Origin of the sequence: Pontibacter mangrovi, assembly GCF_006385705.1 — a bacterium.
In the GTDB taxonomy this organism is placed as follows: domain Bacteria; phylum Bacteroidota; class Bacteroidia; order Cytophagales; family Hymenobacteraceae; genus Pontibacter; species Pontibacter mangrovi.
Genome location: NZ_VFRQ01000003.1, coordinates 153763 through 175833 on the forward strand (window position 1 = coordinate 153763; position 22071 = coordinate 175833).

Sequence of the window (22071 nt, forward strand, 5' to 3'; positions counted from 1 at the left end):
GCGGTTATACATGCCAAAAGCCACCAACATATCCCTCCTGTTCAGGCATCTGCTGATGTCGGCAACCCTGCTGTGGGCGCTTATGCTCAACGGGCAGGAGGTAGTGGCTTATGCCCCGGCTACGGGCACGCAACAAACCAATTCAGAGCTACCCCATACTTCGGGCTCTGAGAAAAAGGCGGTTGTAAAGCAGAAAATATCCCTGGAGGGCACCACCTCTTTTGTGGCGCTGGACCTGCAGCAGGATATTGCCCCGCTCCCGCAGGAGCCCGCTTTTGCCAAAGCGGCCAGCGACCTGCTGCCTGCCGCCTACACCGCCGTCCCCCCCGGACCAGGCTTTATCACCCGTATATTGCCTTCCTCCATACAGCCCAACGCCCCGTAGGCTGTACCCGCTTCCTTATTTTACTTTCTGAGCATTTTCCGGCGCCGCCGCACCTATTGCTGCTGCTCCACGGAACGCACGCCGCTGCATTACAGTTATCTTAAAGGCACTCAGAGAGAAAGACTTACAAGAAACCAATATATTCAATTACACATACTATTTACTTAAACAATGCGGAACAAGTCGTTTATAATCGTTCTGACGTTGATCGTATCGGCCCTGTGCCTGTACTATCTATCGTTCTCGTTCGTTGCCGGCAACATCCAGAAAGATGCGGAAGCATACGCCACGGATGCGCAAGGCAACGTTGACCTAGCCAAAAAGCAAACCTACCTCGACTCTATGTCGAAGGAAACCGTGTACATGGGCATGACCTATGAGGAGGTAAAGGAAAACGAGCTCGGGCTCGGCCTTGACCTGAAGGGCGGCATGCACGTGGTGCTGGAGGTCTCCCCGGTGGAGATCATCAAGTCCATGTCCGGCAACAGCAAAGACCCGGCCTTCCTGAAGGCGCTGGAGCGCGCGCAGCAGCTGCAGAAAAACAGCCAGGAGCGCTTTACCACGCTTTTTGCAGAGGCTTACCGCGAGGTGGAGCCTAACGGCCGCCTGAGCCGCATCTTCTCCAACACGGCCAACCGCGGCAAGATCAGCTACGAATCTACCAACGAGGAGGTCGTGGACGTGATCCAGGGCGAGGTGGACGACGCCATCGACCGCTCTTTCAACATCCTGCGTACCCGTATCGACCGTTTCGGCGTGACACAGCCAAACATCCAGCGCCTGAAGGGCACCGGCCGCATCCAGATCGAGCTGCCTGGCGTGGACAACCCGGAGCGTGTGCGCAACCTGCTGCAGGGCATGGCGAACCTGGAGTTCTGGGAAGTATGGACGCCGCAGGAGTTTACACCGTACTTTATGCAGGTGGGCCAGCAGCTGGATGAGCTGCAGCGCGTAGGCAAACTGAACATCGGCAAAGCGGCCGCCCCTGCTGAGGCTGCCCCAGCCGCACAAGACACTGAACAAGACGTACTGGCCCAGGCCGCAGGCACTTCCGCCGACTCCGCAGCCATCGCCTCTGCCGCGCAGGCCGACACGGCCGCTGCCCAGGCAGACTCCCTGACTACCCCACAGACCGGCGTGCTTGCCTCGCTGTTCACCCAGATGCCAGGCGGTATCGGCGCCAACGTGCGCGACACAGCCACCATCAACGACCTGTTTAGCCGTCCTGAAGTACACGCCATCCTGCCTTCTAACATGAAGTTCCTGTGGAGCGTGAAGCCAATCGTGGGCGACCAGGGCCAGGAGTTCGTGGAGATGTATGCCATTAAGAAAGGCCGCAACGGCAAGGCCCCGCTGACCGGGGAAGTGATCAACGACGCCCGCCAGGACTTTGACCAGCAGGGCCGTCCGGAGATCTCCATGACCATGAATTCTACAGGCGCCCGCAAGTGGGCCCGCCTAACCGGCGACAACATCGGCCGCCAGGTAGCCATCGTGCTTGACAACTATGTATACTCTGCCCCAGTAGTGCAGGGCGAGATCTCGGGCGGTAGCTCCTCTATTTCCGGTAACTTTACCATTGAAGAGGCGCAAGACCTTGCCAACATCCTGAAGGCAGGTAAGATGCCGGCTCCTACCCGTATCGTGGAAGAGGCCATCGTGGGTCCGTCACTGGGCCAGGAGGCTATCAACCAAGGCTTGCTTTCTACAATAGCGGGCTTGCTGATCGTGGTGGTGTTCATGATCGCCTACTACGCCCGTGGCGGCTTCATCGCCGACCTTGCCCTGCTGTTCAACGTGTTCTTCATCATCGGCGTGCTGGCGCAGTTCGGCGCGGCGCTTACGCTGCCTGGTATTGCCGGTATCGTGCTGACGCTGGGTATGGCCGTGGACGCGAACGTGCTGATCTTTGAGCGTATGCGCGAAGAGGCCGCCAAAGGCAGAAGCATGCGCGACGTGATCGACGCTGGCTATGCCAAAGCGTTCAGCTCTATTTTTGACGCCAACGTAACGACTTTCCTGGTAGGCTTTATCCTGTACTTCTTCGGTTCCGGCCCGGTAAAAGGCTTCGCCATCACCCTGATGATCGGTATCGTAACGTCCTTCTTCACCTCTGTGTACATCTCCAGGCTGTTTATCGAGGCTACTTTCAAGAGAGCAGGCAAGCTGTCCTTCTCCTCGTCGCTGGCAGACAAGATGTTCCGCAACATTAAGTTTGACGTAATGAAGATGAGAAAGCCTGCTTATATCATCTCGCTTTCCATTATTGTGCTGGGCTTTGTGGCCATGGCTGTTAAAGGGCCAAACCTGGGCGTTGACTTTACCGGTGGCCGCTCCTACGTAGTGGAGTTCGACCAGGCTATACCTGCCTCTGATGTGCGCTCTGAGCTGTTGGACGACTTCCAGCAGGCGGGTACGGAGGTGAAGACCTTCGGCGCCTCCAACCGACTGAAGATCATTACCAGCTGGCTGGCAGACGATGAGAGCACAGAGGCGGACGACCAGGTGAAAACGGCGCTGGAGCAGGGCCTCCAGCAGTACAGCAACCTGAACCCGCAGATCCTGAGCTCCTCTAAGGTGGGCGCTACCATGGCCGACGACATCCAAAACACGGCCATGATCGCCATCCTGCTTTCGCTGGTGGGCATCTTCCTGTACGTGATGCTGCGTTTCAGCAAGTGGCAGTTCTCGCTGGGTGGCGTTGTGGCCCTCCTGCACGATGCGCTGATGATCATTGCGATCTTTGCTATCCTGAACCTGTTCGGCATTTCCTATGAGATGGACCAGGTGTTCATCGCGGCGGTACTGACCATCATCGGTTTCTCTATCAACGACACCGTGGTTATCTTTGACCGTGTGCGGGAGTACCTGAACGACAACCCACGCCAGGGCATTCGCGAAGTGGTAAACCCGGCGCTGATCAGCACGTTCAGCCGTACCATCATCACCTCACTGACGCTGTTCCTGGTGGTGGTGATCCTGTTTATCTTTGGCGGAGAGGTGCTTCGCAGCTTCTCGCTGGCCATGATCATCGGTGTGGTTGCCGGTACCTACTCTTCCCTGTTCATCGCTACTCCGATTGTAGTAGACACAACAAAGGAGAAGGCAAAGCCAGCCCCACAAGTACAAAAAGTGCGCTAAGCATTAGCTAAACTATACCGAAAAGCCCGGGGCGTCTGCTCCGGGCTTTTTTCATGCTCTTGCTGTAGTTAAAGGAGGAATGCTATCGTTGCCGGTTTCACGAGTCTAATCCTTCTTGCTGCTGCCCCAACAAGTATAAACCCACCCCAGCCCTCTCCAACCACCCTTGCCCCTCCTTGGCTAAGGAGGGGAATTCAAAAGAGATCTCTCCAGAGGGTGGAGCTGACAAATATGCCGAAGCTATCGAACTGATTCCAGTCCTTGGGTGGGTAGGGCCCCTCGACAAGAGCGCCTACTAGATTTCCGGTGCCGCAGGCATTGCGACGCAGGAGCAAAGGAAATGTAGACAGCGCGATGCCCAAAAGAGTTTACTCCGAAGCATTTCGGGGAGCCCTCGCGGGCTTGGAGCGCACCAAAGGATGAGATGCAACTGTAGGCTTGTAAGGCTGAGGATAAGCGGCAGCTAGAGCAGCTAGAGAGGATTGCCTGATTTCAGTTGCAGGAAGCGGCGCTATAAAGGCACAAGCGGACGCCTTATCTTGTCCCATATCTTTTCTGGAAATGGAGTTTTAGCGGTTAGGGCTCTACAGCAAGAATAGCATCAGCCTTTTGGCGGGCTCCACAGGGGTGTTTAAACCTGCTCAGAAGGCTGTAGATGCTAACTCTGCCGCTTTTTTACAACCTAATAGTCCCTCAAAGAGCTAAACCCTGCCCTTATTCGTCCTAAAGGGGCCGAAATTGAAAAAGATATGGGACAAGATAAGGCGGACGCTTGCGCCAGCAAGCTAAAGAAAATATCAGAGGAGTACCTGTGGCTATAAAGCAACAACAGCCAGCCCTTGAATAGGACTGGCTGTTGTTGCTTTATACTTAAGCTAAACTTTAGATGGTTACGCCGTCGGCAACTACTTCTTTTACTTCCGGTACCATGCGCTTGAGGAGGTTCTCAATACCCGCCTTCAGAGTAACGGTGGCAGATGGGCAGCCGCTGCAAGAACCCTGCAAGTGTACAGTTACCACGCCATCGTTGTAAGACTTGAAAGTAATGTTACCGCCATCCTGCTCTACTGCAGGGCGCACATAGTTCTCCAGCAGGTCAATTACCTTTTTAGAGATCTCGGCATCTTCAGCAGATGTCTCACCGGCAGGAGCGGCAGTCTCCTTTTTGGCAGCCGAGAAGCCCTCGTTAAAGATCGGTCCGCCAGCCTCTACATAGGACTTAAGGAAAGTGCGAAGCTCCGGTATGATTTTCACCCACTCCAGATCGCTGCTCTTGGTTACGGTAACAAAGTTGCTCGCAATAAAAACGCGGGTCACGTAGTCGAAGTTGAACAGTTCCTGCGCCAGCGGCGACTCCATAGCGCTCTCCAGGTTTGGATAATCCACGCTCTGCCCGTCAGGCAGCATCTGCACGTTCATCACAAACTTCATCGACTCAGGGTTGGGGTTGGCCTCTGCGTACACAGACACCATTTTTTCTTTATTTTCTGTCATGGTATATCGCTGTTTAAGGTTAAAACCTGTAGCTATTGCTTAAAGTTTCCAAAATTAGGCATTATTTACGACAAGTGCACGGCTCTGCCCCTTCACTTCAAACACACCTTTGGCAACACAGCCTACCCTCCTGCCAAACACAATTAGCCACCTAGCTCCTAAAGCCCGAGTTAACGAAAGCTGCACCAGAAGAAGCTCCAAATCCGGCCGGTAATAGAGCAGCTTCAGGTGCAGCTGCAGCTTCATGTACCAACATCGATTTTTCGCTTCAGGCACCCGAAATCTTAGCTATTTACCTCAGAAGGTGTATCTTTGTGCAACAACCTAAATCAAACACAGCACTAACCCACATCATGCTTAACAACTTTATCCTACTGGCGCAGGCGCAGCATGCCTTGCCCATTTTTCTGATCATACCTTTCCTGCTTTTGATAGGTATGATCGCTGCAGGCCCTATCTTCTTCGGTCATTTTTGGGAGCACAACTATAAAACCGTTGCGGTTGTGCTTGGCCTTACCGTGCTTCTGTATTACCTGTTCGCGCTCGGCGATTACCACATGCCCATTCATACGCTGGCAGAATATATAACCTTTGCAGCCCTGCTAAGCTCGCTGTACATAGCTGCGGGGGGGATTTACCTGAACGTGAACGCAAACGCCACCCCTGCCATGAACGTGGTTTTAGTGGCTGTGGGCGCTGTGCTGGCAAGTATTATCGGTACCACCGGTGCCTCGCTGCTGCTTATCCGCCCGTTCATCAGGCTTAACATCCACCGCATCAAGCCCTATCAGATCATTTTCTTTATTTTTATAGTGAGTAATGCCGGTGGCCTGTTAACTCCGCTCGGCGACCCGCCGCTGTTTATCGGCTTCATCAAAGGTGTGCCGTTCTTCTGGACGCTGCAGCACCTGTTCACACCTTGGGTACTGTCTATTTCGCTGCTTTGCCTGATGTTTTACCTGGTTGACCGCCGCAACAAAGAGACAGATTTTGTTCCGGACCCGGCGGTAGTGGCCAAAAACGAAGAGAAAACAGAGTTCCACTTCATCGGAAAGCGCAACCTGTTCTGGCTTGCCATCATCATCGGAGCCGTTTTCCTGGACCCGAACGTAGTTGACGGCCTGCCGCACATCTACTACGACGGCACCAAGATCTCCTTCCTGCGCGAGGTGATACAACTGACCGCTGCCTTCATGTGCTACCGCTTCTCCAGTAAAACCGCGCTGGCAGGTAACCATTTCAATTTTCACCCTATCCTGGAGGTGGTGTTCCTGTTCTTCGGTATTTTCTTTACCATGATGCCGGCACTGCAGCTTTCAGCCGCTATCGCTTCTTCTCCTTCGTTCTCAGACCTGATCACGCCAAACTCTCTGTACTGGGCAACAGGCTCGCTCTCCGGCTTCCTGGATAACGCACCGACCTATGCCAACTTCCTGTCGCTGGCCATGGCTAAGTTCGATCTGGCCCAGAACAGCGTGCAAGACGTGAGGCATTTTGCCGCGGGTACCTCGGCCGCAGGCCTGGATACTTTGATAGAGCTCGAGGCTATCTCGCTCGCAGCCGTGCTTTTCGGAGCCTTTACCTACATTGGCAATGGCCCTAACTTTATGGTGAAGGCCATCGCGGAGAGCGCCGGCATTAAAATGCCGACATTCTTTGCCTATGTGCTGCGCTACTCTATCCCGTTCCTGTTGCCAATCCTGGTGATTATCTGGTACCTGGTGGTGCACCTCAGACTTTTCTAAGAGAAGTATAAAAAGTATAAAACCAGCCGCCCCTGCAAGGCAAGGGCGGCTGGTTTGCTTTATAGCCCTTAGGCATTTTGCTGCCGATCGCTCAGCTTTTCCTTTTTTCGCTACTGGTTAGCACTCTTCCGGCAATAGTTAGAGGCAAGTTGCGTTATAATAGGTATATTCAAATGCTTCTATACTTACCTTATCCGCTATGAAAAATACCCTTCTGTACCCGGTAGCCTGTTGCTGTGCTTTACTCATCCTGCTCATACTTATACCAGAACGGGCCAGTGCGCAGCGGCAGGTGGTGCAACTCTCGGGCTTGGTGGTGGCAGGCGACAGCGCAGCGGGCATGGTGGGCGTGGCAATTTTTGTCCCAAACTCAAACAGAGGCACCCAAACCAACCGGAGCGGGTTCTTCTCGCTGCCTGTGCTGCCCGGCGACAGTGTGGTGGTGGCAGCATTGGGTTACCAGAAACAGTACCTCCTCATTCCGGAGACCTTTACAGGCGACAGCTACTCTACGCTGCTGCACCTACTTGAGAGCCCCTCCGAGCTGCCCACCGTTGACGTAATGCCATGGGCCACCGAGCGGGAGCTGCGCGAGGCCATTTCTAAAGTGAAAATCGTAGAGGAGCAGGAACCGCAGGTGAACCTGGGGCCGCTGGAGCAGAAAGACCTGACCAAGATGCGGGCCATGGATGCGGAGACAAATGCCAGGTATGGGCTGGCGCAGACCGGCCGGCAACAGCAGCGGCGCTACATGGTGCCCAGCGACATCAAACTGACCGGCATCTCCATCGGAACAAATAAAAAAGCCTCCCGCGACCGTAAAAAGGCACGAAAGGCTTCTAAAAGCTCAGATTAACCAGCCGCTATACTTTGTTCACTTTTTGGCGCAGCAGGAAGTCGGCGATAACCAGGGCGGCCATGGCATCCACAATCGGTACGGCACGGGGCAGCACGCAGGGGTCGTGGCGGCCTTTGCCTTTTAGCGTGATTTCCTCGCCGGCATCGTTTATGGTGGTCTGTGGCTGCAGGATGGTAGCAACCGGTTTGAAGGCTACATTAAAGTATATATCCTGCCCGTTGCTGATGCCGCCTTGTATGCCGCCAGAGTTGTTGGTGCGGGTGCGGATGTGGCCCTCTTCATCGGTATAAAACTGATCGTTATGCTCCGAGCCGCGCAGCTTTACGCCTTCAAAGCCACTGCCATACTCAAAGCCTTTCACCGCATTTATACTTAGCATGGCTTTGCCCAGCTCGGCGTGCAGCTTATCAAATACAGGCTCTCCGAGGCCAGCAGGCACTCCTTTTATCACACAGCTCACCACTCCCCCGATCGTATCCAGGCTGTCGCGGGCTTCCTCTACCACCCCGATCATGCGGGCGGCTATTTTCCCGTCGGGGCAGCGCACTTTGTTTGAGTCTATCTGGCTCAGGTCCAGCTTATTGTATGGCTTGCGCAGCTTCACGCTGCCCACCTGCGACACGTAGCTCTGCACCGAGATGCCGTGGTGCTGCAGCAGCTTGGCCGCCAGTGCGCCGGCGGCCACACGGGCCACCGTTTCGCGGGCGGAGCTGCGGCCGCCGCCGCGGTAATCGCGGTTGCCATACTTGGCGGTATAAGTATAATCGGCGTGCGAGGGGCGGAACGCGTGCTGAATGTGGCTGTAGTCGTGGCTGTGCTGGTCTTTGTTGTTCACCACCATGGCGATGGGCGTGCCGGTGGTTTTGCCCTCAAAGATGCCTGAAAGTACCGTTACCTTGTCCTCCTCCTTGCGCGGGGTGGTGATGTCGGACTGGCCGGGGCGGCGGCGGTCCAGGGCGTGCTGTATCTCCTCCATGCTGATCTCCAGGCCGGCAGGGCAGCCATCCACAATCACTCCCACAGCCGCGCCATGCGACTCTCCGAAAGTGGTAATCCGAAAAAGCGTTCCGTACGAATTGCTCATAGTTATTTCTTTATGAAGACAAAGGCTGCCACTGCCAACAGCACCAGCAGCACAATGTTGGTGTAGCGCTTCACCTGGTCGAAGAGGTGCAGGCTTACCAGCGTATTGTCTTCGTTTTTGATAATGTTGTAGAAAGATCCTAAATCCCGGGATAAAACCAAAGCGTCGCTGTCGCGGGCGCCGGTTACCTGCACCTGCAGCGAGGGCCGCAGCGTGTCGTAGGCAGCGGTTACGGGGTTAAAAAACACCCACTGCACCACCTCGCCCATACTGTAGTGGCCCGGCTCGCGGGGCAGCACATCAAAGGTAAAACTTTTGGAGCCGCTTACGGTGCCTGCCCGCTTCGTCACGTCCTGCTGCACATCGGGCGGGTATAGCTCCAGACCTGCCGGCGCCGTTGGTTTTGGCTGCATAATGGCCGCCAGGTTTCCCTCTCCCTCTACCTCAAACACATACCTGAAGCTCTTGTTCACCGGCACCGTTTCCTCGGATAAATACTCCTGCAGGCGGTAGTCGCCCACAGGCACCACATCGCGCAGCGGGTGCGGGGGCAGCTCTTTTACGGCTACCTCGCGGGGCCTGGAGTAAAACGTTTTGTAGCCCTCCTGCCTGTCCTCGGCCAGGAGGGTGGGGTTTTTAGCCACTTTATACTTGATCATGCGGAGATGCAACTGCGGGAAGGTGAGCGGCTTTGCCATGATGGGGTACAGCACGGCCTCATACAGCTTAAAGCGCAGGTAGGGCTCCCCTTGTACCGTTACATTCTCCGGGGTGATCTCAGTGTACTCAAACATCTCCTCCCAGGCATGTGCCTGTTTCAGATCCTGCATAATGCCGTTTATCTGATCGGCAAAGTCGTAAAAGTCGAGGAGGCGCTGGTTTTTCTCGGGCAGGTAAAAGTATAGCGCGGCGTTCAGGCCCTCGCCTACAAACACTTCTTCCTTGTCCAGGTAAAGCGTCAGGAAAGCATCGTCCTCGGTGTCCACAAACTCTACCTCCTGCGCTTCCGGCTGCACCTGCTCCTCCTCAGGCACCATCAGGCCCGGCGGCAGGTTCGGGTTCTGCGCCACATCGTCCTGCATCTCCGTCACCTCAATCTTCATCCCCTCCGACTGCAGCGTTTGCCCGTTTATCTTCATCGTGAAGGGCTTTAGTGTGTAGGCGCCCTCCTGCAGGGCCGCATAGTTTTGGGTGATGGTGAGGATGGTAGTGGTGGTACCGCCTGTAATAATGGTTTTGGTGGAGGAGTACTTGTTGCTTTTCTTAAAGCCCTCAATGTCCGGGAACGGCGTGTAGTCTTTTAACTGTTGGTTTTGCAGCCTCACTGATACGGTAAAGTACTGGTTTAAAGGCAGCGGGCTTTGCCCCAGTTCCACAGCGATCTTCTGCGCCAGGCCGGGTTTGGCCAGGAGCAGTATAAGCAGCAGTATAAAGGTTAGAGCACGCATGGTTAGGCCACACAATAAGGTAGTGGGTCGGGTCCGTTATAAGTACAAAAGCAAATGTAATATTTTTTTGGCACTGCAAAGCTGCTTTTGCCGCAGCGGTTGCAAGGTGTTATACCTGCGGATGCAGCTATAGCCTGTGCCCTTTACCTGTTTAAACGTTATACTTTCTAAACAAATTACTGCCTTTACCAAATGATAAGTATAAATATAACGCGATAAGGCCACCAAATCTCAAACCTTTCGTAATTATGACCAGACTACCAATTAGGCTTACTATTTTACAAAATGCTGGAATACGTTAAAACAATCTTAATGAAGGTGAGCTTCGATAAGATGTTGTTTGAAAAGGAGCTGCGCAAGGCTTTTAGAGTACTCGTGAAGGAGGAAATTGAGCAACTAAAGCAATGGTGCTACGACCAGTTCTCAGGCATGTACCTGATCATCCTTAACCGTGTTTTCCTGAAGCACCAGGTATAAAAACTATTCTTCTTCCGGGTTACCCTGCACAAAGCGGATGTTGCGCATCAGGCCGTTGTAGCCGGTGCGCTTCACAGCTGACTTTTTGAACAGCTGCGAGAACACTTCGTGCGTCAGTTCCTGCCAATCGCTGGTCTTCAGCTCTTTCAGGTGCGGGTGCGGCGCAAAGGCTGGCTCGTTGTGCGGCTTGCTGAAGCGGTTCCACGGGCACACATCCTGGCAGATGTCGCAGCCGAAGACCCAGTTCCCGAACTTCCCGTTCATTTCCTGCGGCAGCTGGTCCTTCAGCTCTATGGTAAAGTAAGAAATGCACTTGCTGCCGTCCACCACGTAAGGTTCCACGATGGCATTGGTCGGGCAGGCGTCCAGGCACTTGGTGCAGGAGCCGCAGTAGTCTTTTATCGGCCCATCATACGCCAACTCCAGATCTATGATCAGCTCGGCGATGAAGTAAAAGCTGCCTACCTGCGGCGTGATGAGATTCGAGTTTTTGCCAACCCAGCCCAGGCCACTCTTTTTGGCCCATGCCTTATCGAGCACCGGCGCAGAGTCCACGAAGCAGCGGCCGCCCACCTCCCCTATCTCCTCGTTTATGTAGTTGAGCAGCGTCTTCAGCTTGTCCTTTATGACGAAGTGGTAGTCGGTGCCGTAAGCGTATTTTGAGATTTTGAGCGTATCCTCCTCCTGCTGTTCCTCTTTTTCAGGATAGTAATTAAGCAGCAGTGACACCACGGACTTGGCCCCATCCACGAGCAGGCGCGGGTCCAGGCGCTTGTCGAAGTGGTTCTCCATGTAGCGCATCTGCCCGTGCATGTGCTGGTTGAGCCAACGCTCCAGCCGCGGCGCCTCCTCCTCCAGGAAATCTGCCTTGGAGATGCCGCAGTACATAAAGCCCAGCTCCTGCGCCTTCTGCTTGATCAGGTATGTATACTTCTCTTTGCTCAATTTATACTTGTAGCCGCTTTATACTTGCCGGCCATACTTTGCACAACAAAAGTAAGGCAAAATAAATCCAACCAGTGATTAATGGGGATTTTAATGATTTGTATGATGATGCAGATGCTGCCTGAAACTTGCCTATCAACCTTTATAGCGCAAGCGTCCGCTTGTTCTGCTATTGGTATTACCCGCTAGATGTATAGCACTAGCGGACGCTTGCGCTAAAGTTAGTTAACAAAAAAGCAGACCTTTCGATCTGCTTTTATACTTCATCACAAACAGCAATTTATACTTCCGGTTGGTTAAAAAGCCCTCCGGAAGCGATTTCCTGCGGCGGAATCTTGCCCAGGTGGCGGTAAGCCATCTCGGTGGCCTCACGGCCGCGGGCGGTGCGTTTGATGTAACCCTCCTGGATCAGGAACGGCTCGTATACTTCCTCAATCGTTTCCGACTCCTCCCCACAAGCCGTAGCAATGGTGGTGATGCCCACCGGACCGCCTTTAAACTTGTCAATGATGGTGAGCAGGATGCGGTTGTCCATGTCGTCGAGGCCGTTGTGGTCCACGTCCAGCGCGTTGAGGGCGAATTTGGCAATGTCTACCGTTATCGTGCCGTCGCCTTTTACCTGGGCGAAGTCGCGGGTGCGGCGCAGCAGGTTGTTAGCAATACGCGGCGTACCGCGGCTACGGCGGGCAATCTCGAAGGCAGCATCCTCGTGGATAGGCGCACCCAGCAAAAATGAAGAGCGCTTCACGATAGAGCGCAGCAACTCAGCATCATAGTACTCCAGGCGCGAGTTAATGCTGAAGCGGGCACGCAGCGGCGCCGTGAGCAAACCGGAGCGCGTGGTGGCCCCAATCAGCGTAAACGGGTTCAGGCTGATCTGCACCGAGCGCGCATTCGGGCCGGAGTCGAGCATGATGTCGATCTTATAATCCTCCATGGCCGAGTACAGGTACTCCTCCACGATCGGGTTGAGGCGGTGGATCTCGTCAATGAACAGCACGTCGTTCGCCTCCAGGTTGGTGAGCAAACCGGCCAGGTCGCTTGGCTTGTCCAGCACCGGGCCAGAGGTCATCTTGATGCCTGCATCCAGCTCAGAGGCGATGATGTGCGAGAGCGTGGTCTTGCCCAGGCCGGGAGGGCCGTGCAGCAGCACATGGTCCAGAGCCTCGCCGCGGCGCTTGGCCGCCTGCACAAATATCTTCAGGTTCTCCACCACCTTGTCCTGACCGGTAAAGTCGCGGAAGCTGAGCGGGCGGAGGGCCTTGTCTATGTCCTTTTCGGCCGGCGTCATGTAATCGTTATCGCCGGTGAGATAATCTTCTCTCATAAGTATAATCTTCTACAAAAATTGAGCTTTCGCTGCTCCTAAAGGTAACAGTTTCAGCTATGCTTTCGCTCCATTTCAGTTGACGAATTTACGCATTTTTGCTAATGATTTTATAGATATTCACCATAAATCTAATAATATTAGCAAAACCAAAATAAAGTTTATTAAAATTGAGGTGGCCGTATTACCTTACACCATGCAACCACATCAGCACAAAAACACGAGCCACGCCTTCTTCAGCCCCGGCGACGATTGCCTCAACGCCATCGTGGAAAGTATAGACGAGGCAGAGCGAAGTATGAAAATCTGCGTGTTCACGATCAGCGACAATCGCATTACAGAGGCCATCATCCGGGCTCACAAACGCGGACTAAGTATAAAAATCATCACGGATAATGATAAACTCCACGACACCGGCTCGGACATCAGGGAGTTGGCTGCCCGCGGCCTGGAGGTGCGGATCGACAAAACGCGTAGCCACATGCACCACAAGTTCACCATTTTTGATGAGGAGCGCGTGCTGACCGGCAGCTACAACTGGACCCGCAGCGCCGCGCTATACAACCACGAGAACATACTTATTACCGATAACCACAGCATTGTGCAGGACTACAGCCGCGAGTTCGACAGGTTGTGGGAACGTATGATGAAGTATAACCCGGGTGGCAGAAGCCGTGAGGCGTTTCGGGAGGAGGAGGTGTAGGATTCACAGGATTCATTACCTGGCTGAAGCGTCCGCTTGTGCCAAAGACAAACTAAAAGCTTCCAAGAAAAATTGCCTGTAATAACTGTTTTGCCTGCGCAAGGCACTAGCGGACGCTTGCGCCAGATGTAGCAGCCCCTTTTGCTGGTGCGGGTTTGTAACCCGTACCTTTCTATGGTGTCGGATTTGCAATCCGGCTGGGCCGGAGGCCCAAACTATAGCTGGTCAGATAAAGTATAGTCTCAATAATGTAATTCGAACTATTGAAACATGGGTAAGGGCAAACCAGCAAAAGTAGAACCCACCCCTAACCCCTCCGAGGAGGGGAATTTAAAAAGGCAGCCACTCCCGCAGCTGCCTTTGCTATACTTTATAGCCCTCTTCTAAAAAGAGGTTGGGAGGGCCTTACTTAAACGCCTGTATCCCCGTAATATCCGCCCCCGTGATCAGAAGGTGAATATCGTGGGTTCCTTCGTAGGTGATCACAGATTCCAGGTTCATCATGTGGCGCATGATCGGGTACTCGCCGGTAATGCCCATGCCGCCGTGGATCTGGCGTGCCTCGCGGGCAATGTGCAGGGCCATGTCCACGTTGTTGCGCTTGGCCATGGAGATCTGCTGCGTCGTGGCTTTGCCTTCGTTCATCAGCGTGCCCAGGCGCCAGGCCAGCAGCTGTGCTTTGGTGATCTCGGTCAGCATCTCGGCCAGCTTTTTCTGCGTCAGTTGGAACCCGCCGATCGGCTTGTCGAACTGGACGCGCTCCAGGCTATACTTCAGCGCCGACTCGTAGCAATCGATCGCGGCACCGATAGCACCCCAGGAGATGCCATAGCGGGCAGAGTCGAGGCAGCCAAGCGGACCGCGCAGGCCGTCCACGTTTGGCAATAGGTTCTCTTTCGGCACCTTCACGTTATCAAACACCAGCTCACCGGTGCAGCTGGCGCGCAGGCTCCACTTGTTGTGTATCTCCGGCGTCGAGAAGCCTTCCATGCCGCGCTCCACGATCAGGCCTTTGATGCGGCCTTCCTCGTTCTTGGCCCACACTACGGCCACCTGGCACTCCGGCGAGTTCGAGATCCACATCTTAGATCCGTTGAGCAGGTAATGGTCGCCCATGTCCTTGATGTTGGTTACCATGCCACCCGGGTTAGAGCCGAAGTCCGGCTCCGTCAGGCCGAAGCAGCCTAGCCACTCGCCGCTGGCCAGCTTGGGCAGGTACTTTTTGCGCTGCTCCTCCGAGCCATACTTGTAGATCGGGTACATCACCAGCGAGCCCTGCACTGAGGCCGTGGAACGCATGCCTGAGTCGCCGCGCTCAATCTCCTGCATAATGATGCCGTAGCTAATGTAGTCGAGGCCACCGCCGCCGTACTCGGTCGGGATGGTCGGGCCGAAAGCGCCCACATCGCCGAACTTCTTCACGATTTCGGATGGAAAGTGCGCGTCCTGCGCCCACTGCTCAATTTTAGGAGAGATCTCGCGCTTCACGAAGTCGCGCATGGTCTGGCGGATCAGCAGGTGCTCCTCCGTCAGCAGGTCGTCGATGTTATAGTAGTCAGGGGCTCCTGATGGTTCGTAAGCCATAGTTTTGTTTTAAGGTTGATGAGAGTAAGGGTAATATGCAAAGTTAAAATTTTAAACGAATTGTCTTCATCAGGATTTACAGGATTTTAGGATGGACTGAACTTCAAATTCTTGCCATAATATACTTTGAGAATAGCATAAACTTGTAGTACAGTTTAGAACAAGTTTCCCTCATAGAGATTAACTCAGTCTCACCCCTCCCAAAATGGGAATTTTAAATATAGCTGTAGTAATCCTCATGTAATCTCGCTTATCCTCATGCTAACGAAAAGAAAAAAAGCCCCGCCGCAACGGCAGGGCTTCTTCCGCAAAAGTATACTTTCTAATCTTAAAACTTCAGCCCCACCGACAGCAGGAAGTTGCGGGTAGCCTGCGGATAGTAAAAGTTCTCGGTTACCTGCGTGCCGTAGAGATAGCTGTACGTATAGCCGTTGGCCGCATACTTCTCACCGAACACGTTGTTTACCAGCAGCCCCAGCTCCAGCTCCTTCAGCACATCCTTAAAGCCGATGCTGTAGCGCAGGCGCAGGTCGCCCACCTGGTAGGCAGGTATAACGCGGTCCTCGTTCTGCGTATTGTCCAGGTATTGCTTGCTCACGGTTTTGTACACGAAGGCGGCGCGCAGGCCTTTCAGCACCTCCACCTCCAGCTGGCTGCTCGTCACCAGGTCCGGCGAGAAGGTGATGGCGGTTTTGCCGTAGTCGTTGCGTACCTGCCCGCCGTTCTCGTAGTCATCCAGGTACTCGCTGAAGCCCCGGATGACGTTTTGGCTGTAGGCGATGTTGCTGCTTAGCGTGGCGCGCGTGCCCAGGCCGAGCGCACCTGCTAGCTCCACGCCCTGGCGGTAGCTTTTATCGATGTTGGTGCGGGTATAGGCGCCCACATCGTTTATCTGGCCGGTCAGCACCAGTTGGTTTTTGTAGTCCATGTAGTAGACGTTGGCCTCCACGTTTGCCTGTAGGCTTTGGCCGAACAGCTCGCCTGCACTAAACAAGCCACGGTAGCCGGCCTCTACGTTGCGCAGCGTCTCGTGCTTGGGGCGGCTGCTTGGGGTAGATTCGGTAAAATCGTCGCGCACCGGCTCACGGTTGCCAATGGCGTAGGAGGCGTACAGTTGCTGCTCCGGCTGCAGCTCGTATGTGATACCTGCCTTGGGGTTCACAAAGGTGTAGTCAGCGCTTTGGGTGATGTTCTCTCCGTCATTGTCGAAGCCCAGGAAATCATACTTTACCTGGCGCAGCTGCAGGTCCCCGAACACGCTCAGCTTGTCTGTCAGGCTGTAGCTGGCCTTGGCAAACACGTTAAAATCAGTCTTCTCAGCGTCGTTGTCGTAGTAGCGATCGCCGATGTTGGAGGTGGAGGCGTAGCGGGCCCAAATCACCTCGCCATAGTGCTTGCCCTCATACTTGTTCCAGGCTCCGCCCAGCGTAGCGTTCAGGCGCTTTTTCGGGTTATACTGCAAGGCATAGGTGGCGCCGTAAAAATCGTTGTCGAGCCAGCGGCGGCGGATAAGGTCAGTTGTCTCTATGGTCTCACCGCCTATTTCCACGTTCGGCAAACCGTAGTCGGCCAAGTCATCCTCCGCCCTGAACTGCTCGTAGTAGCCACGGCCATAGGTATAGTGCAGTGCCCCCGAAAAGCTCAGGCCCGGCAAAAAGTCGTGCGAGAGGTGCAGCTGGTAGTGGTCCTGCTGGTAGTTGTCGGTCTCGTTGTCGTAGGTGTAGTAGTTGTAGGTGCGGCCAGAAGAAAGCAGATTCTCCTTGTCGCTCCCCTCAATCCCGTTGCGGTCGATGTAGTCCTGCAGGTCCTGCGCGTTACCGTACACCAGCGCCTCCGGCGTACCGTACCAGGCCTGGTAAGTCTTCTCTTTTCCGGAGAAGGTCACGAATTTTAGCGAGGTTTTGTCGGCGTAGTAGCCGCCCGAGAAGTAGAACGACTTCAGGTCCGAGGAGGCACGGTCGATGTAGCCATCCGACTTGATGCGCGACAGGCGGCCATCGAAAGCGAATTTGCCGTTGATCAGGCCGGTGCCGAAGCGCACGTTGTTTTTCCAGGTGTTGAAAGAGCCGTAGCTGTTGTCGGTTTCGGCGTAGGCCTCGCGGCGCACCTGCTGGGTCTGGATGTTGATGCTTGCGCCAAAGGCGCCTGCGCCGTTGGTAGAGGTGCCCACCCCGCGCTGCACCTGCATGTCCTGCACCGAGGAGGCAAAGTCCGGCATGTTCACGAAAAACACCCCGTGGCTCTCCGAGTCGTTTACCGGAATGCCGTTTACCGTGACGTTGATGCGCGTGATGTCGGAGCCACGGATGCGGATGCCCGTGTAGCCCACACCGGCGCCGGCGTCAGAGCTCACCACCACCGACGGCACCTGCTCCAGCAAGTATGGCAAGTCCTGCCCGAAGTTGCGCTCCGCTATCTGCTCGCGGGTAACGTTGGTGAACGTAGTGCCCGTTTTCTCGTCGGCGCGGGTAGCCTGCACCACCACCTCGCCGGTCTGCAGCGCCTGGGGGCGCAGCGCAAGCTGTACCTGCTCGTCCTGCTGCAGGTTTATACTTACCTGCTGCGGCGCAAACCCGATGTAGCTCACTTTTAAAGTATAAGTGCCGGTGGCAAGGTCCGGAAAAGAGAAGGTGCCACCGTTGCCGGTGGCGGTGCCTGTGTTAGCGCCTTCCAGCACCACGGTGGCGCCGGCTAAGCCCTCGCTGGTGGCCGCATTCAGCACGCGCCCGCTCAGGGTGTGCTGCGCCAACAGCTGCATTGGCAGTATGATGGCTGCCAGTGCCGTTAACAAGTTTTTCATTAGACTGTAAAAAGAAAGAAGGTGAAACATACAGACAAGCCAGGGGCCGGCTGCCTGCTACAATTGTTTCCCGTACCGCTCCCTTCGCCGGCATTACCCGGATCAGGTTCAATGGGTATGATCTCAGCCCGAAATGTTTGGGCACCCCTAGTGCAGGCAAAGGTAGGGGCTTTATGTGTTAATCAAAAGAACAGGATTAATTATATTAGGCAGCGTGTGAGGCCGGTGCAGAAACAGCCACTAAATTTTAGCTCTGACAGATAACCACTTAGCCATAAAGTACGTTGAAATGCTTAAGAAGGCACTATAGTTTTTACCCTATCGGGCGTAGGCTAGTTGCCGTGCAGAGAGATCAGCAGAAGTTGAAAAATAAAAGAGAACCGAGATGATGATCAGCATATTATACACCGCAGCATTGTTAACCATACTGGCATACTATGCCTTTGCCCCACGCACCAAGTTTAACCGCCCGCCATCTACCGACAACGACGATGACGGAGGAGAGCCACTTGGGGACGACCTGCCGGACCTGGACTTGCCGCCGGGCATTTCGCTTCCGGTAAACGACTTTGAACCGAAGTATGACTTCCGAAGCATAAAGGTGCCGAAGTTCCCGGAACCTTCGCTCCACTGAGCCAACTGCAATCAAAAAGCCCCGGTGTGTTAGAAACACACCGGGGCTTTTTGATTGCAGAGTTAGAGAGTTTAGGAGGTAAGATCAATAAGTGACAATAATACCCACTAACCGCCAACGAAAAACTATACTTACAGCACTGCGATAGTATAGGTGCGGGCAAAGCTCTGCTCCGGGGCCAGTTGGTTAATGCCTTCTTTCTCAGTGATGTCGCCGCTCTCGCCTACCCTGCCGGCTATGCCGCACCACGGCTCGATGCACACATAGCGCGCTTGCTCCGGCTTGCCCCAGATACCCAGGAACGGAAAGCCCTCAAACTCCATCTCTACGCGGCGCGAACTCTTATGGCTGCCCAGCACCACCCTCTCCGACTGTACCTCCTTAAACACCAGGGCATCCTTGTAAAAATAGCTGCTTTTTAGCGGCAGCACACGTTCCTGCTCCATCACGGCCTCGGTGTTGCCGTTTTGCAGCCCGCCTTCGCTCAGCAGGTAGCGGTGCAGTGTTTCCTCTTTCTCAAATTCTATAAAGTAATCCTCATACTTCTCGTTGGGGTAGAGAGGCACGTTAAAGCCTGGATGGGCGCCAATAGAAAAGTATAAACCCTTGTCGTCGGTGTTGGTGACGTGATAGGTAACGGAGAGCTTGTTCCACTCCAGCGCATAGGCTATCAGCAGCCTGAACTTGAACGGGTACTGCAGTAGCGTCTCCTCATCCTCGGTCAGCTGAAAAACCAGCTTGTCGTGGTGCTCCTCCACCAGCTCAAACTCCTTGCGGCGCGCAAAGCCGTGGCGCTTCATCTCATACTGCTGGCCCTCAAACGTATACTGCTGGCCCGGCAGCTCCCCCACTATCGGGAAGAGGTTGGGTGCATGGCCTGTCCATACGTTGGGGTCGGCCTGCCAGATAAACTCCAGGTTCTCGTCTTTTTTGATGAAGTGGTGCAGCTCGGCGCCCAGGGTATCTACACCCACTTTGTAGTTGTCGTTTTCGAGGAAGTATAGCATGTTCTGTTGTTTAAGGTTGATGGTTATGCAGGAGCGCCTCTACGTGCCGCGTGGCCAGTTGCAGCCGCTCCTGGTGCTGCCCGCCTACCTCTGCAAAGGGCACCTGCAGCGCTTCCAGCTCCCGCTTGTACCAGTCGTAAAAGTACTGGCGCAGGTGCGGGTGCTCGCGCTGCGGATCAGGCTCCCAGGGCAAATCAACGCCCATCAGCAGGCAAAGGTTGTAGTCTTGCGTCTGTAATTCTTCCAGTATCCAGGCGGGGCAGTGGCCAAAGGCGTGCTCGCTCCAGATCTTGAGCACCAGCATGTCGGTATCAGAAAAAAGTATGCCCCTGGCCTGCTGCTGCAGCTCCTGCTCCAGGGCCAGCTGGCCGCGGGCGATGGCCTCAATATCCGCTAAAGTATACGGCCGGCCCAGGTTGCCCACGTAGGTGCGGGCATACTCCGGCACCCAAACGGTGTTGTACTGCGCCGCCAGCTGCTCGGCCAGCGTAGACTTGCCCGTAGACTCCGGCCCGGTTATAGCGATTTTGATCATAGCACAAAGGTCGGGAAAAATAACGAGCGGCCGGCTACATAAAACAAGAAGAGGCAGCCGCCATGGCTGCCTCTTCTTGTTTTACTGCCTCGCTTACGGGCGTAGTCAGTTATCAGAGAAACTGTAGTCATAGAAATTGTACACCTCCACGACCTTAGGCTTGGTTTCTCCGCATTGTCTTAAGAAAACAAACTTGGGGCGCTCATCCGGCGACTCGTAGCCCCACTTCATTCTGTTTTCGAACTTCAGTTCATCAGGTAATTCCAGTTTACGTTGTTTCATGGTGCTGCAGTGTTAGAGTTTTCAAAAAACTACGCCCAATCGGGATCGCAGCAAAGGCTGGTTCTTCTTTTACGCGGTATCCCTATGAATATAATTAAACAACTACAGGATAAAGTAGCACTATGCTATAAGTATCTGCAGAATCCTGGCAGGTTTATACTTCCGCTGCACATACAGTGCCAGAAATGTAGAGCTCACCCGCTAAGCAGGTTAGGCGGCCCTGGCTACTTGTTCACGGCGGCGGCTGGCTTTCTGCTTCCACTCCGCCAGCCCGGCAAAGGCCAGCAGCAACAGCACCACATAAAACACCGAGGTAAACACCAGCCCCTTCACGAAGTATAAAGGCACCGAGGCGAAGTTCGTGGCTACCCACCAGTACCAGCTCTCCACTTTCTTGCGCGCCATCAGCCACATGCCGGTGTAGGCGGTGGCGCTGGCAAAGGCATCGGCCCACGGAATAACGCCCCCGTAAAAAGCCCCTTTCAGGTAGGAGAGGCTAAAGAAGATAATCAGGTATAAGGCGACAAAAAAAGCCAGCTGCTGCAGCCACTGTTTCCGGTCTGAGAACGAGATGTGCAGCACATGCTCTTCCTGCTTGTTCTTTCTGGCCCACAGCACCCAACCGTAAACACTGAGCACGGTATAGTATACATTCACGCTCGCCTCGCCTATTAAATGGTACTTAAAGCTGAGGTACACATAAATGGTGGTGCTGATGAGGCCGATTGGGTATACCAGAATGTCTTCTTTTTTAGAGTACCACACGCTGATGATACCTGCCACCACGGCTATATACTCCAGCAGCGAGGTCTGCCGCATGCCTGCCACAAACTGCTGCCACACCTCGGCGGCACTGCCCGCCGTTGCGGATAGCAGCAGACTGTAGCAGTCGAGGTTTATACTTTGCCAGATTTCCATCGCCGCAATTTACACCTTCCGGTTACCTCCGGAAACAAAAGCTTTGTTATTTTTGGCCCCGGCGCAACCAAACGCTGTTCGTGCCGCTAAAACTATACCTATTTACCCTTTGCGCTATGGATGAGATTACTGTACAGGAGCTGAAAACACGGCTGGCACACAGCAGCCACATACAGCTGGTAGACGTGCGCGAGCCCGAAGAGTTTGAGATCTGCAACCTCGGCGGCGAACTCATACCGCTCGGCGACCTCCCCCGGCAGGCCTCCCGCATCCGGCGCGATGTGCCGGTAGTGGTTATCTGCCACCACGGCTTCCGCAGCGCCCAGGCCATCAACTACCTTACCCAGCGCCTCGGCTTCGACAACCTGCTAAACCTGAAAGGTGGCATCCACGCCTGGGCCACCCAGGTAGACCCCACCATGGCCACGTATTAACAGTTAGCGGAGTTAGAAGGTTAAATTTTATACTTGCGGCTGTACTTTTATACTTTGTAGCTAGCTGCCTTGACCTCCTGCCACTCTTCTTTTAAGTAGATCTTCCTTTTACCTAAGGTCGTTTCATTCTCTCTTTTTGTCATCCTGAAAGGATCTTGTGGGCCTGCAGCAAAAGCTTAATCTATTTTCCACCAAGATTTTTAACATAATGACAGGGAATTGATAGCTCCAGTTCTGGAGTGAAATGAAGCGCCCCTACCCTCTTATCA

At 54.3% G+C, this 22071-nt stretch carries 19 protein-coding genes and 1 riboswitch; of the genes, 8 read left to right on the plus strand and 11 right to left on the minus strand.

What is annotated here, in order from left to right:
- The first annotated feature begins 10 nt into the window (after positions 1-10).
- Positions 11-385 (plus strand): RNA methyltransferase, encoded by a 375-nt coding sequence (locus FJM65_RS06815; RefSeq protein WP_239022862.1) that lies wholly within the window; start codon positions 11-13, stop codon positions 383-385.
- A 171-nt stretch (positions 386-556) separates the two neighbouring features.
- Positions 557-3526 (plus strand): protein translocase subunit SecDF, encoded by a 2970-nt coding sequence (gene secDF / locus FJM65_RS06820; RefSeq protein ID WP_140620766.1) that lies wholly within the window; start codon positions 557-559, stop codon positions 3524-3526.
- An 882-nt stretch (positions 3527-4408) separates the two neighbouring features.
- Here secDF and FJM65_RS06825 read toward each other — a convergent pair.
- Positions 4409-5020: a NifU family protein gene (locus FJM65_RS06825; RefSeq protein WP_140620767.1), complete on the minus strand. Its 612-nt coding sequence runs from the start codon at positions 5018-5020 to the stop codon at positions 4409-4411.
- A 353-nt stretch (positions 5021-5373) separates the two neighbouring features.
- Between FJM65_RS06825 and FJM65_RS06830 the strand changes: the two genes are divergently transcribed.
- Both FJM65_RS06830 and FJM65_RS06835 read left to right on the plus strand, forming a co-directional pair.
- On the plus strand, positions 5374-6765 hold the full coding sequence (locus FJM65_RS06830) for a sodium:proton antiporter (protein WP_140620768.1): 1392 nt from the start codon (positions 5374-5376) through the stop codon (positions 6763-6765).
- A 199-nt stretch (positions 6766-6964) separates the two neighbouring features.
- Complete coding sequence (locus tag FJM65_RS06835) at positions 6965-7621, plus strand: peptidase associated/transthyretin-like domain-containing protein (protein WP_140620769.1); 657 nt, start codon at positions 6965-6967, stop codon at positions 7619-7621.
- A 7-nt stretch (positions 7622-7628) separates the two neighbouring features.
- Here the strand turns inward: FJM65_RS06835 and aroC are convergent, their stop codons facing one another.
- The gene (gene aroC, locus FJM65_RS06840; protein WP_140620770.1) at positions 7629-8708 is read right to left on the minus strand and encodes a chorismate synthase; all 1080 of its coding nucleotides are present in this window, start codon (positions 8706-8708) and stop codon (positions 7629-7631) included.
- A 2-nt stretch (positions 8709-8710) separates the two neighbouring features.
- Positions 8711-10156, minus strand: coding sequence for a BatD family protein (locus FJM65_RS06845; RefSeq protein WP_140620771.1), 1446 nt, complete (start codon positions 10154-10156; stop codon positions 8711-8713).
- Between the two features lie 285 nt (positions 10157-10441).
- On the opposite strand from FJM65_RS06845, the gene FJM65_RS06850 reads away from it, so the two are divergent.
- Complete coding sequence (locus FJM65_RS06850; protein ID WP_140620772.1) at positions 10442-10633, plus strand: hypothetical protein; 192 nt, start codon at positions 10442-10444, stop codon at positions 10631-10633.
- A 3-nt stretch (positions 10634-10636) separates the two neighbouring features.
- Here the strand turns inward: FJM65_RS06850 and queG are convergent, their stop codons facing one another.
- Positions 10637-11578 carry a tRNA epoxyqueuosine(34) reductase QueG gene (gene queG, locus FJM65_RS06855; RefSeq protein ID WP_140620773.1) on the minus strand — a complete coding sequence of 314 codons (942 nt, stop codon included), beginning with the start codon at positions 11576-11578 and terminating at the stop codon, positions 10637-10639.
- Between the two features lie 280 nt (positions 11579-11858).
- Positions 11859-12905, minus strand: a complete 1047-nt coding sequence (ruvB, locus tag FJM65_RS06860; protein ID WP_140620774.1) for a Holliday junction branch migration DNA helicase RuvB — start codon at positions 12903-12905, stop codon at positions 11859-11861.
- Between the two features lie 196 nt (positions 12906-13101).
- On the opposite strand from ruvB, the gene FJM65_RS06865 reads away from it, so the two are divergent.
- Positions 13102-13608, plus strand: coding sequence for a phospholipase D-like domain-containing protein (locus FJM65_RS06865; RefSeq protein WP_140620775.1), 507 nt, complete (start codon positions 13102-13104; stop codon positions 13606-13608).
- 405 nt (positions 13609-14013) lie between these two features.
- Here FJM65_RS06865 and FJM65_RS06870 read toward each other — a convergent pair whose 3' ends face one another.
- On the minus strand, positions 14014-15192 hold the full coding sequence (locus tag FJM65_RS06870) for an acyl-CoA dehydrogenase family protein (RefSeq protein WP_140620776.1): 1179 nt from the start codon (positions 15190-15192) through the stop codon (positions 14014-14016).
- Positions 15193-15520: 328 nt separating this feature from the next.
- Positions 15521-17992, minus strand: coding sequence for a TonB-dependent receptor (locus tag FJM65_RS06875; protein WP_140620777.1), 2472 nt, complete (start codon positions 17990-17992; stop codon positions 15521-15523).
- A gap of 60 nt (positions 17993-18052) precedes the next feature.
- Positions 18053-18151, minus strand: a riboswitch (TPP riboswitch).
- Positions 18152-18377: 226 nt separating this feature from the next.
- Here FJM65_RS06875 and FJM65_RS06880 point away from each other — a divergent pair.
- Positions 18378-18626 carry a hypothetical protein gene (locus tag FJM65_RS06880; protein ID WP_140620778.1) on the plus strand — a complete coding sequence of 83 codons (249 nt, stop codon included), beginning with the start codon at positions 18378-18380 and terminating at the stop codon, positions 18624-18626.
- Positions 18627-18757: 131 nt separating this feature from the next.
- Here the strand turns inward: FJM65_RS06880 and FJM65_RS06885 are convergent, their stop codons facing one another.
- The 4 genes from FJM65_RS06885 to pnuC all read right to left on the minus strand — a co-directional run bounded on the left by FJM65_RS06885 (position 18758) and on the right by pnuC (position 21368).
- Positions 18758-19633 (minus strand): aldose 1-epimerase family protein, encoded by an 876-nt coding sequence (locus FJM65_RS06885; RefSeq protein ID WP_140620779.1) that lies wholly within the window; start codon positions 19631-19633, stop codon positions 18758-18760.
- A 10-nt stretch (positions 19634-19643) separates the two neighbouring features.
- Positions 19644-20168, minus strand: coding sequence for an AAA family ATPase (locus tag FJM65_RS06890; RefSeq protein WP_140620780.1), 525 nt, complete (start codon positions 20166-20168; stop codon positions 19644-19646).
- Positions 20169-20273: 105 nt separating this feature from the next.
- A complete protein-coding gene (locus tag FJM65_RS21190) occupies positions 20274-20450 on the minus strand; it encodes a hypothetical protein (RefSeq protein WP_181163659.1) in 177 nt (58 codons plus the stop codon).
- A 210-nt stretch (positions 20451-20660) separates the two neighbouring features.
- Positions 20661-21368 carry a nicotinamide riboside transporter PnuC gene (pnuC, locus tag FJM65_RS06895; RefSeq protein WP_140620781.1) on the minus strand — a complete coding sequence of 236 codons (708 nt, stop codon included), beginning with the start codon at positions 21366-21368 and terminating at the stop codon, positions 20661-20663.
- A gap of 116 nt (positions 21369-21484) precedes the next feature.
- Here pnuC and FJM65_RS06900 point away from each other — a divergent pair, with 116 nt between their 5' ends.
- The gene (locus tag FJM65_RS06900; RefSeq protein ID WP_140620782.1) at positions 21485-21802 is read left to right on the plus strand and encodes a rhodanese-like domain-containing protein; all 318 of its coding nucleotides are present in this window, start codon (positions 21485-21487) and stop codon (positions 21800-21802) included.
- Positions 21803-22071 lie beyond the last annotated feature (269 nt).

What these genes read in the sequence shown, in the direction of transcription:
- FJM65_RS06815 (WP_239022862.1), top strand. Translation starts at nt 11, where the DNA reads ATGCCAAAAGCCACCAACATATCCCTCCTGTTCAGGCATCTGCTGATG.
- secDF (WP_140620766.1), top strand. Translation starts at nt 557, where the DNA reads ATGCGGAACAAGTCGTTTATAATCGTTCTGACGTTGATCGTATCGGCC.
- FJM65_RS06825 (WP_140620767.1), bottom strand. Translation starts at nt 5,020, where the DNA reads ATGACAGAAAATAAAGAAAAAATGGTGTCTGTGTACGCAGAGGCCAAC.
- FJM65_RS06830 (WP_140620768.1), top strand. Translation starts at nt 5,374, where the DNA reads ATGCTTAACAACTTTATCCTACTGGCGCAGGCGCAGCATGCCTTGCCC.
- FJM65_RS06835 (WP_140620769.1), top strand. Translation starts at nt 6,965, where the DNA reads ATGAAAAATACCCTTCTGTACCCGGTAGCCTGTTGCTGTGCTTTACTC.
- aroC (WP_140620770.1), bottom strand. Translation starts at nt 8,708, where the DNA reads ATGAGCAATTCGTACGGAACGCTTTTTCGGATTACCACTTTCGGAGAG.
- FJM65_RS06845 (WP_140620771.1), bottom strand. Translation starts at nt 10,156, where the DNA reads ATGCGTGCTCTAACCTTTATACTGCTGCTTATACTGCTCCTGGCCAAA.
- FJM65_RS06850 (WP_140620772.1), top strand. Translation starts at nt 10,442, where the DNA reads ATGCTGGAATACGTTAAAACAATCTTAATGAAGGTGAGCTTCGATAAG.
- ruvB (WP_140620774.1), bottom strand. Translation starts at nt 12,905, where the DNA reads ATGAGAGAAGATTATCTCACCGGCGATAACGATTACATGACGCCGGCC.
- FJM65_RS06865 (WP_140620775.1), top strand. Translation starts at nt 13,102, where the DNA reads ATGCAACCACATCAGCACAAAAACACGAGCCACGCCTTCTTCAGCCCC.
- FJM65_RS06870 (WP_140620776.1), bottom strand. Translation starts at nt 15,192, where the DNA reads ATGGCTTACGAACCATCAGGAGCCCCTGACTACTATAACATCGACGAC.
- FJM65_RS06875 (WP_140620777.1), bottom strand. Translation starts at nt 17,992, where the DNA reads ATGAAAAACTTGTTAACGGCACTGGCAGCCATCATACTGCCAATGCAG.
- FJM65_RS06880 (WP_140620778.1), top strand. Translation starts at nt 18,378, where the DNA reads ATGATGATCAGCATATTATACACCGCAGCATTGTTAACCATACTGGCA.
- FJM65_RS06885 (WP_140620779.1), bottom strand. Translation starts at nt 19,633, where the DNA reads ATGCTATACTTCCTCGAAAACGACAACTACAAAGTGGGTGTAGATACC.
- FJM65_RS06890 (WP_140620780.1), bottom strand. Translation starts at nt 20,168, where the DNA reads ATGATCAAAATCGCTATAACCGGGCCGGAGTCTACGGGCAAGTCTACG.
- FJM65_RS21190 (WP_181163659.1), bottom strand. Translation starts at nt 20,450, where the DNA reads ATGAAACAACGTAAACTGGAATTACCTGATGAACTGAAGTTCGAAAAC.
- pnuC (WP_140620781.1), bottom strand. Translation starts at nt 21,368, where the DNA reads ATGGAAATCTGGCAAAGTATAAACCTCGACTGCTACAGTCTGCTGCTA.
- FJM65_RS06900 (WP_140620782.1), top strand. Translation starts at nt 21,485, where the DNA reads ATGGATGAGATTACTGTACAGGAGCTGAAAACACGGCTGGCACACAGC.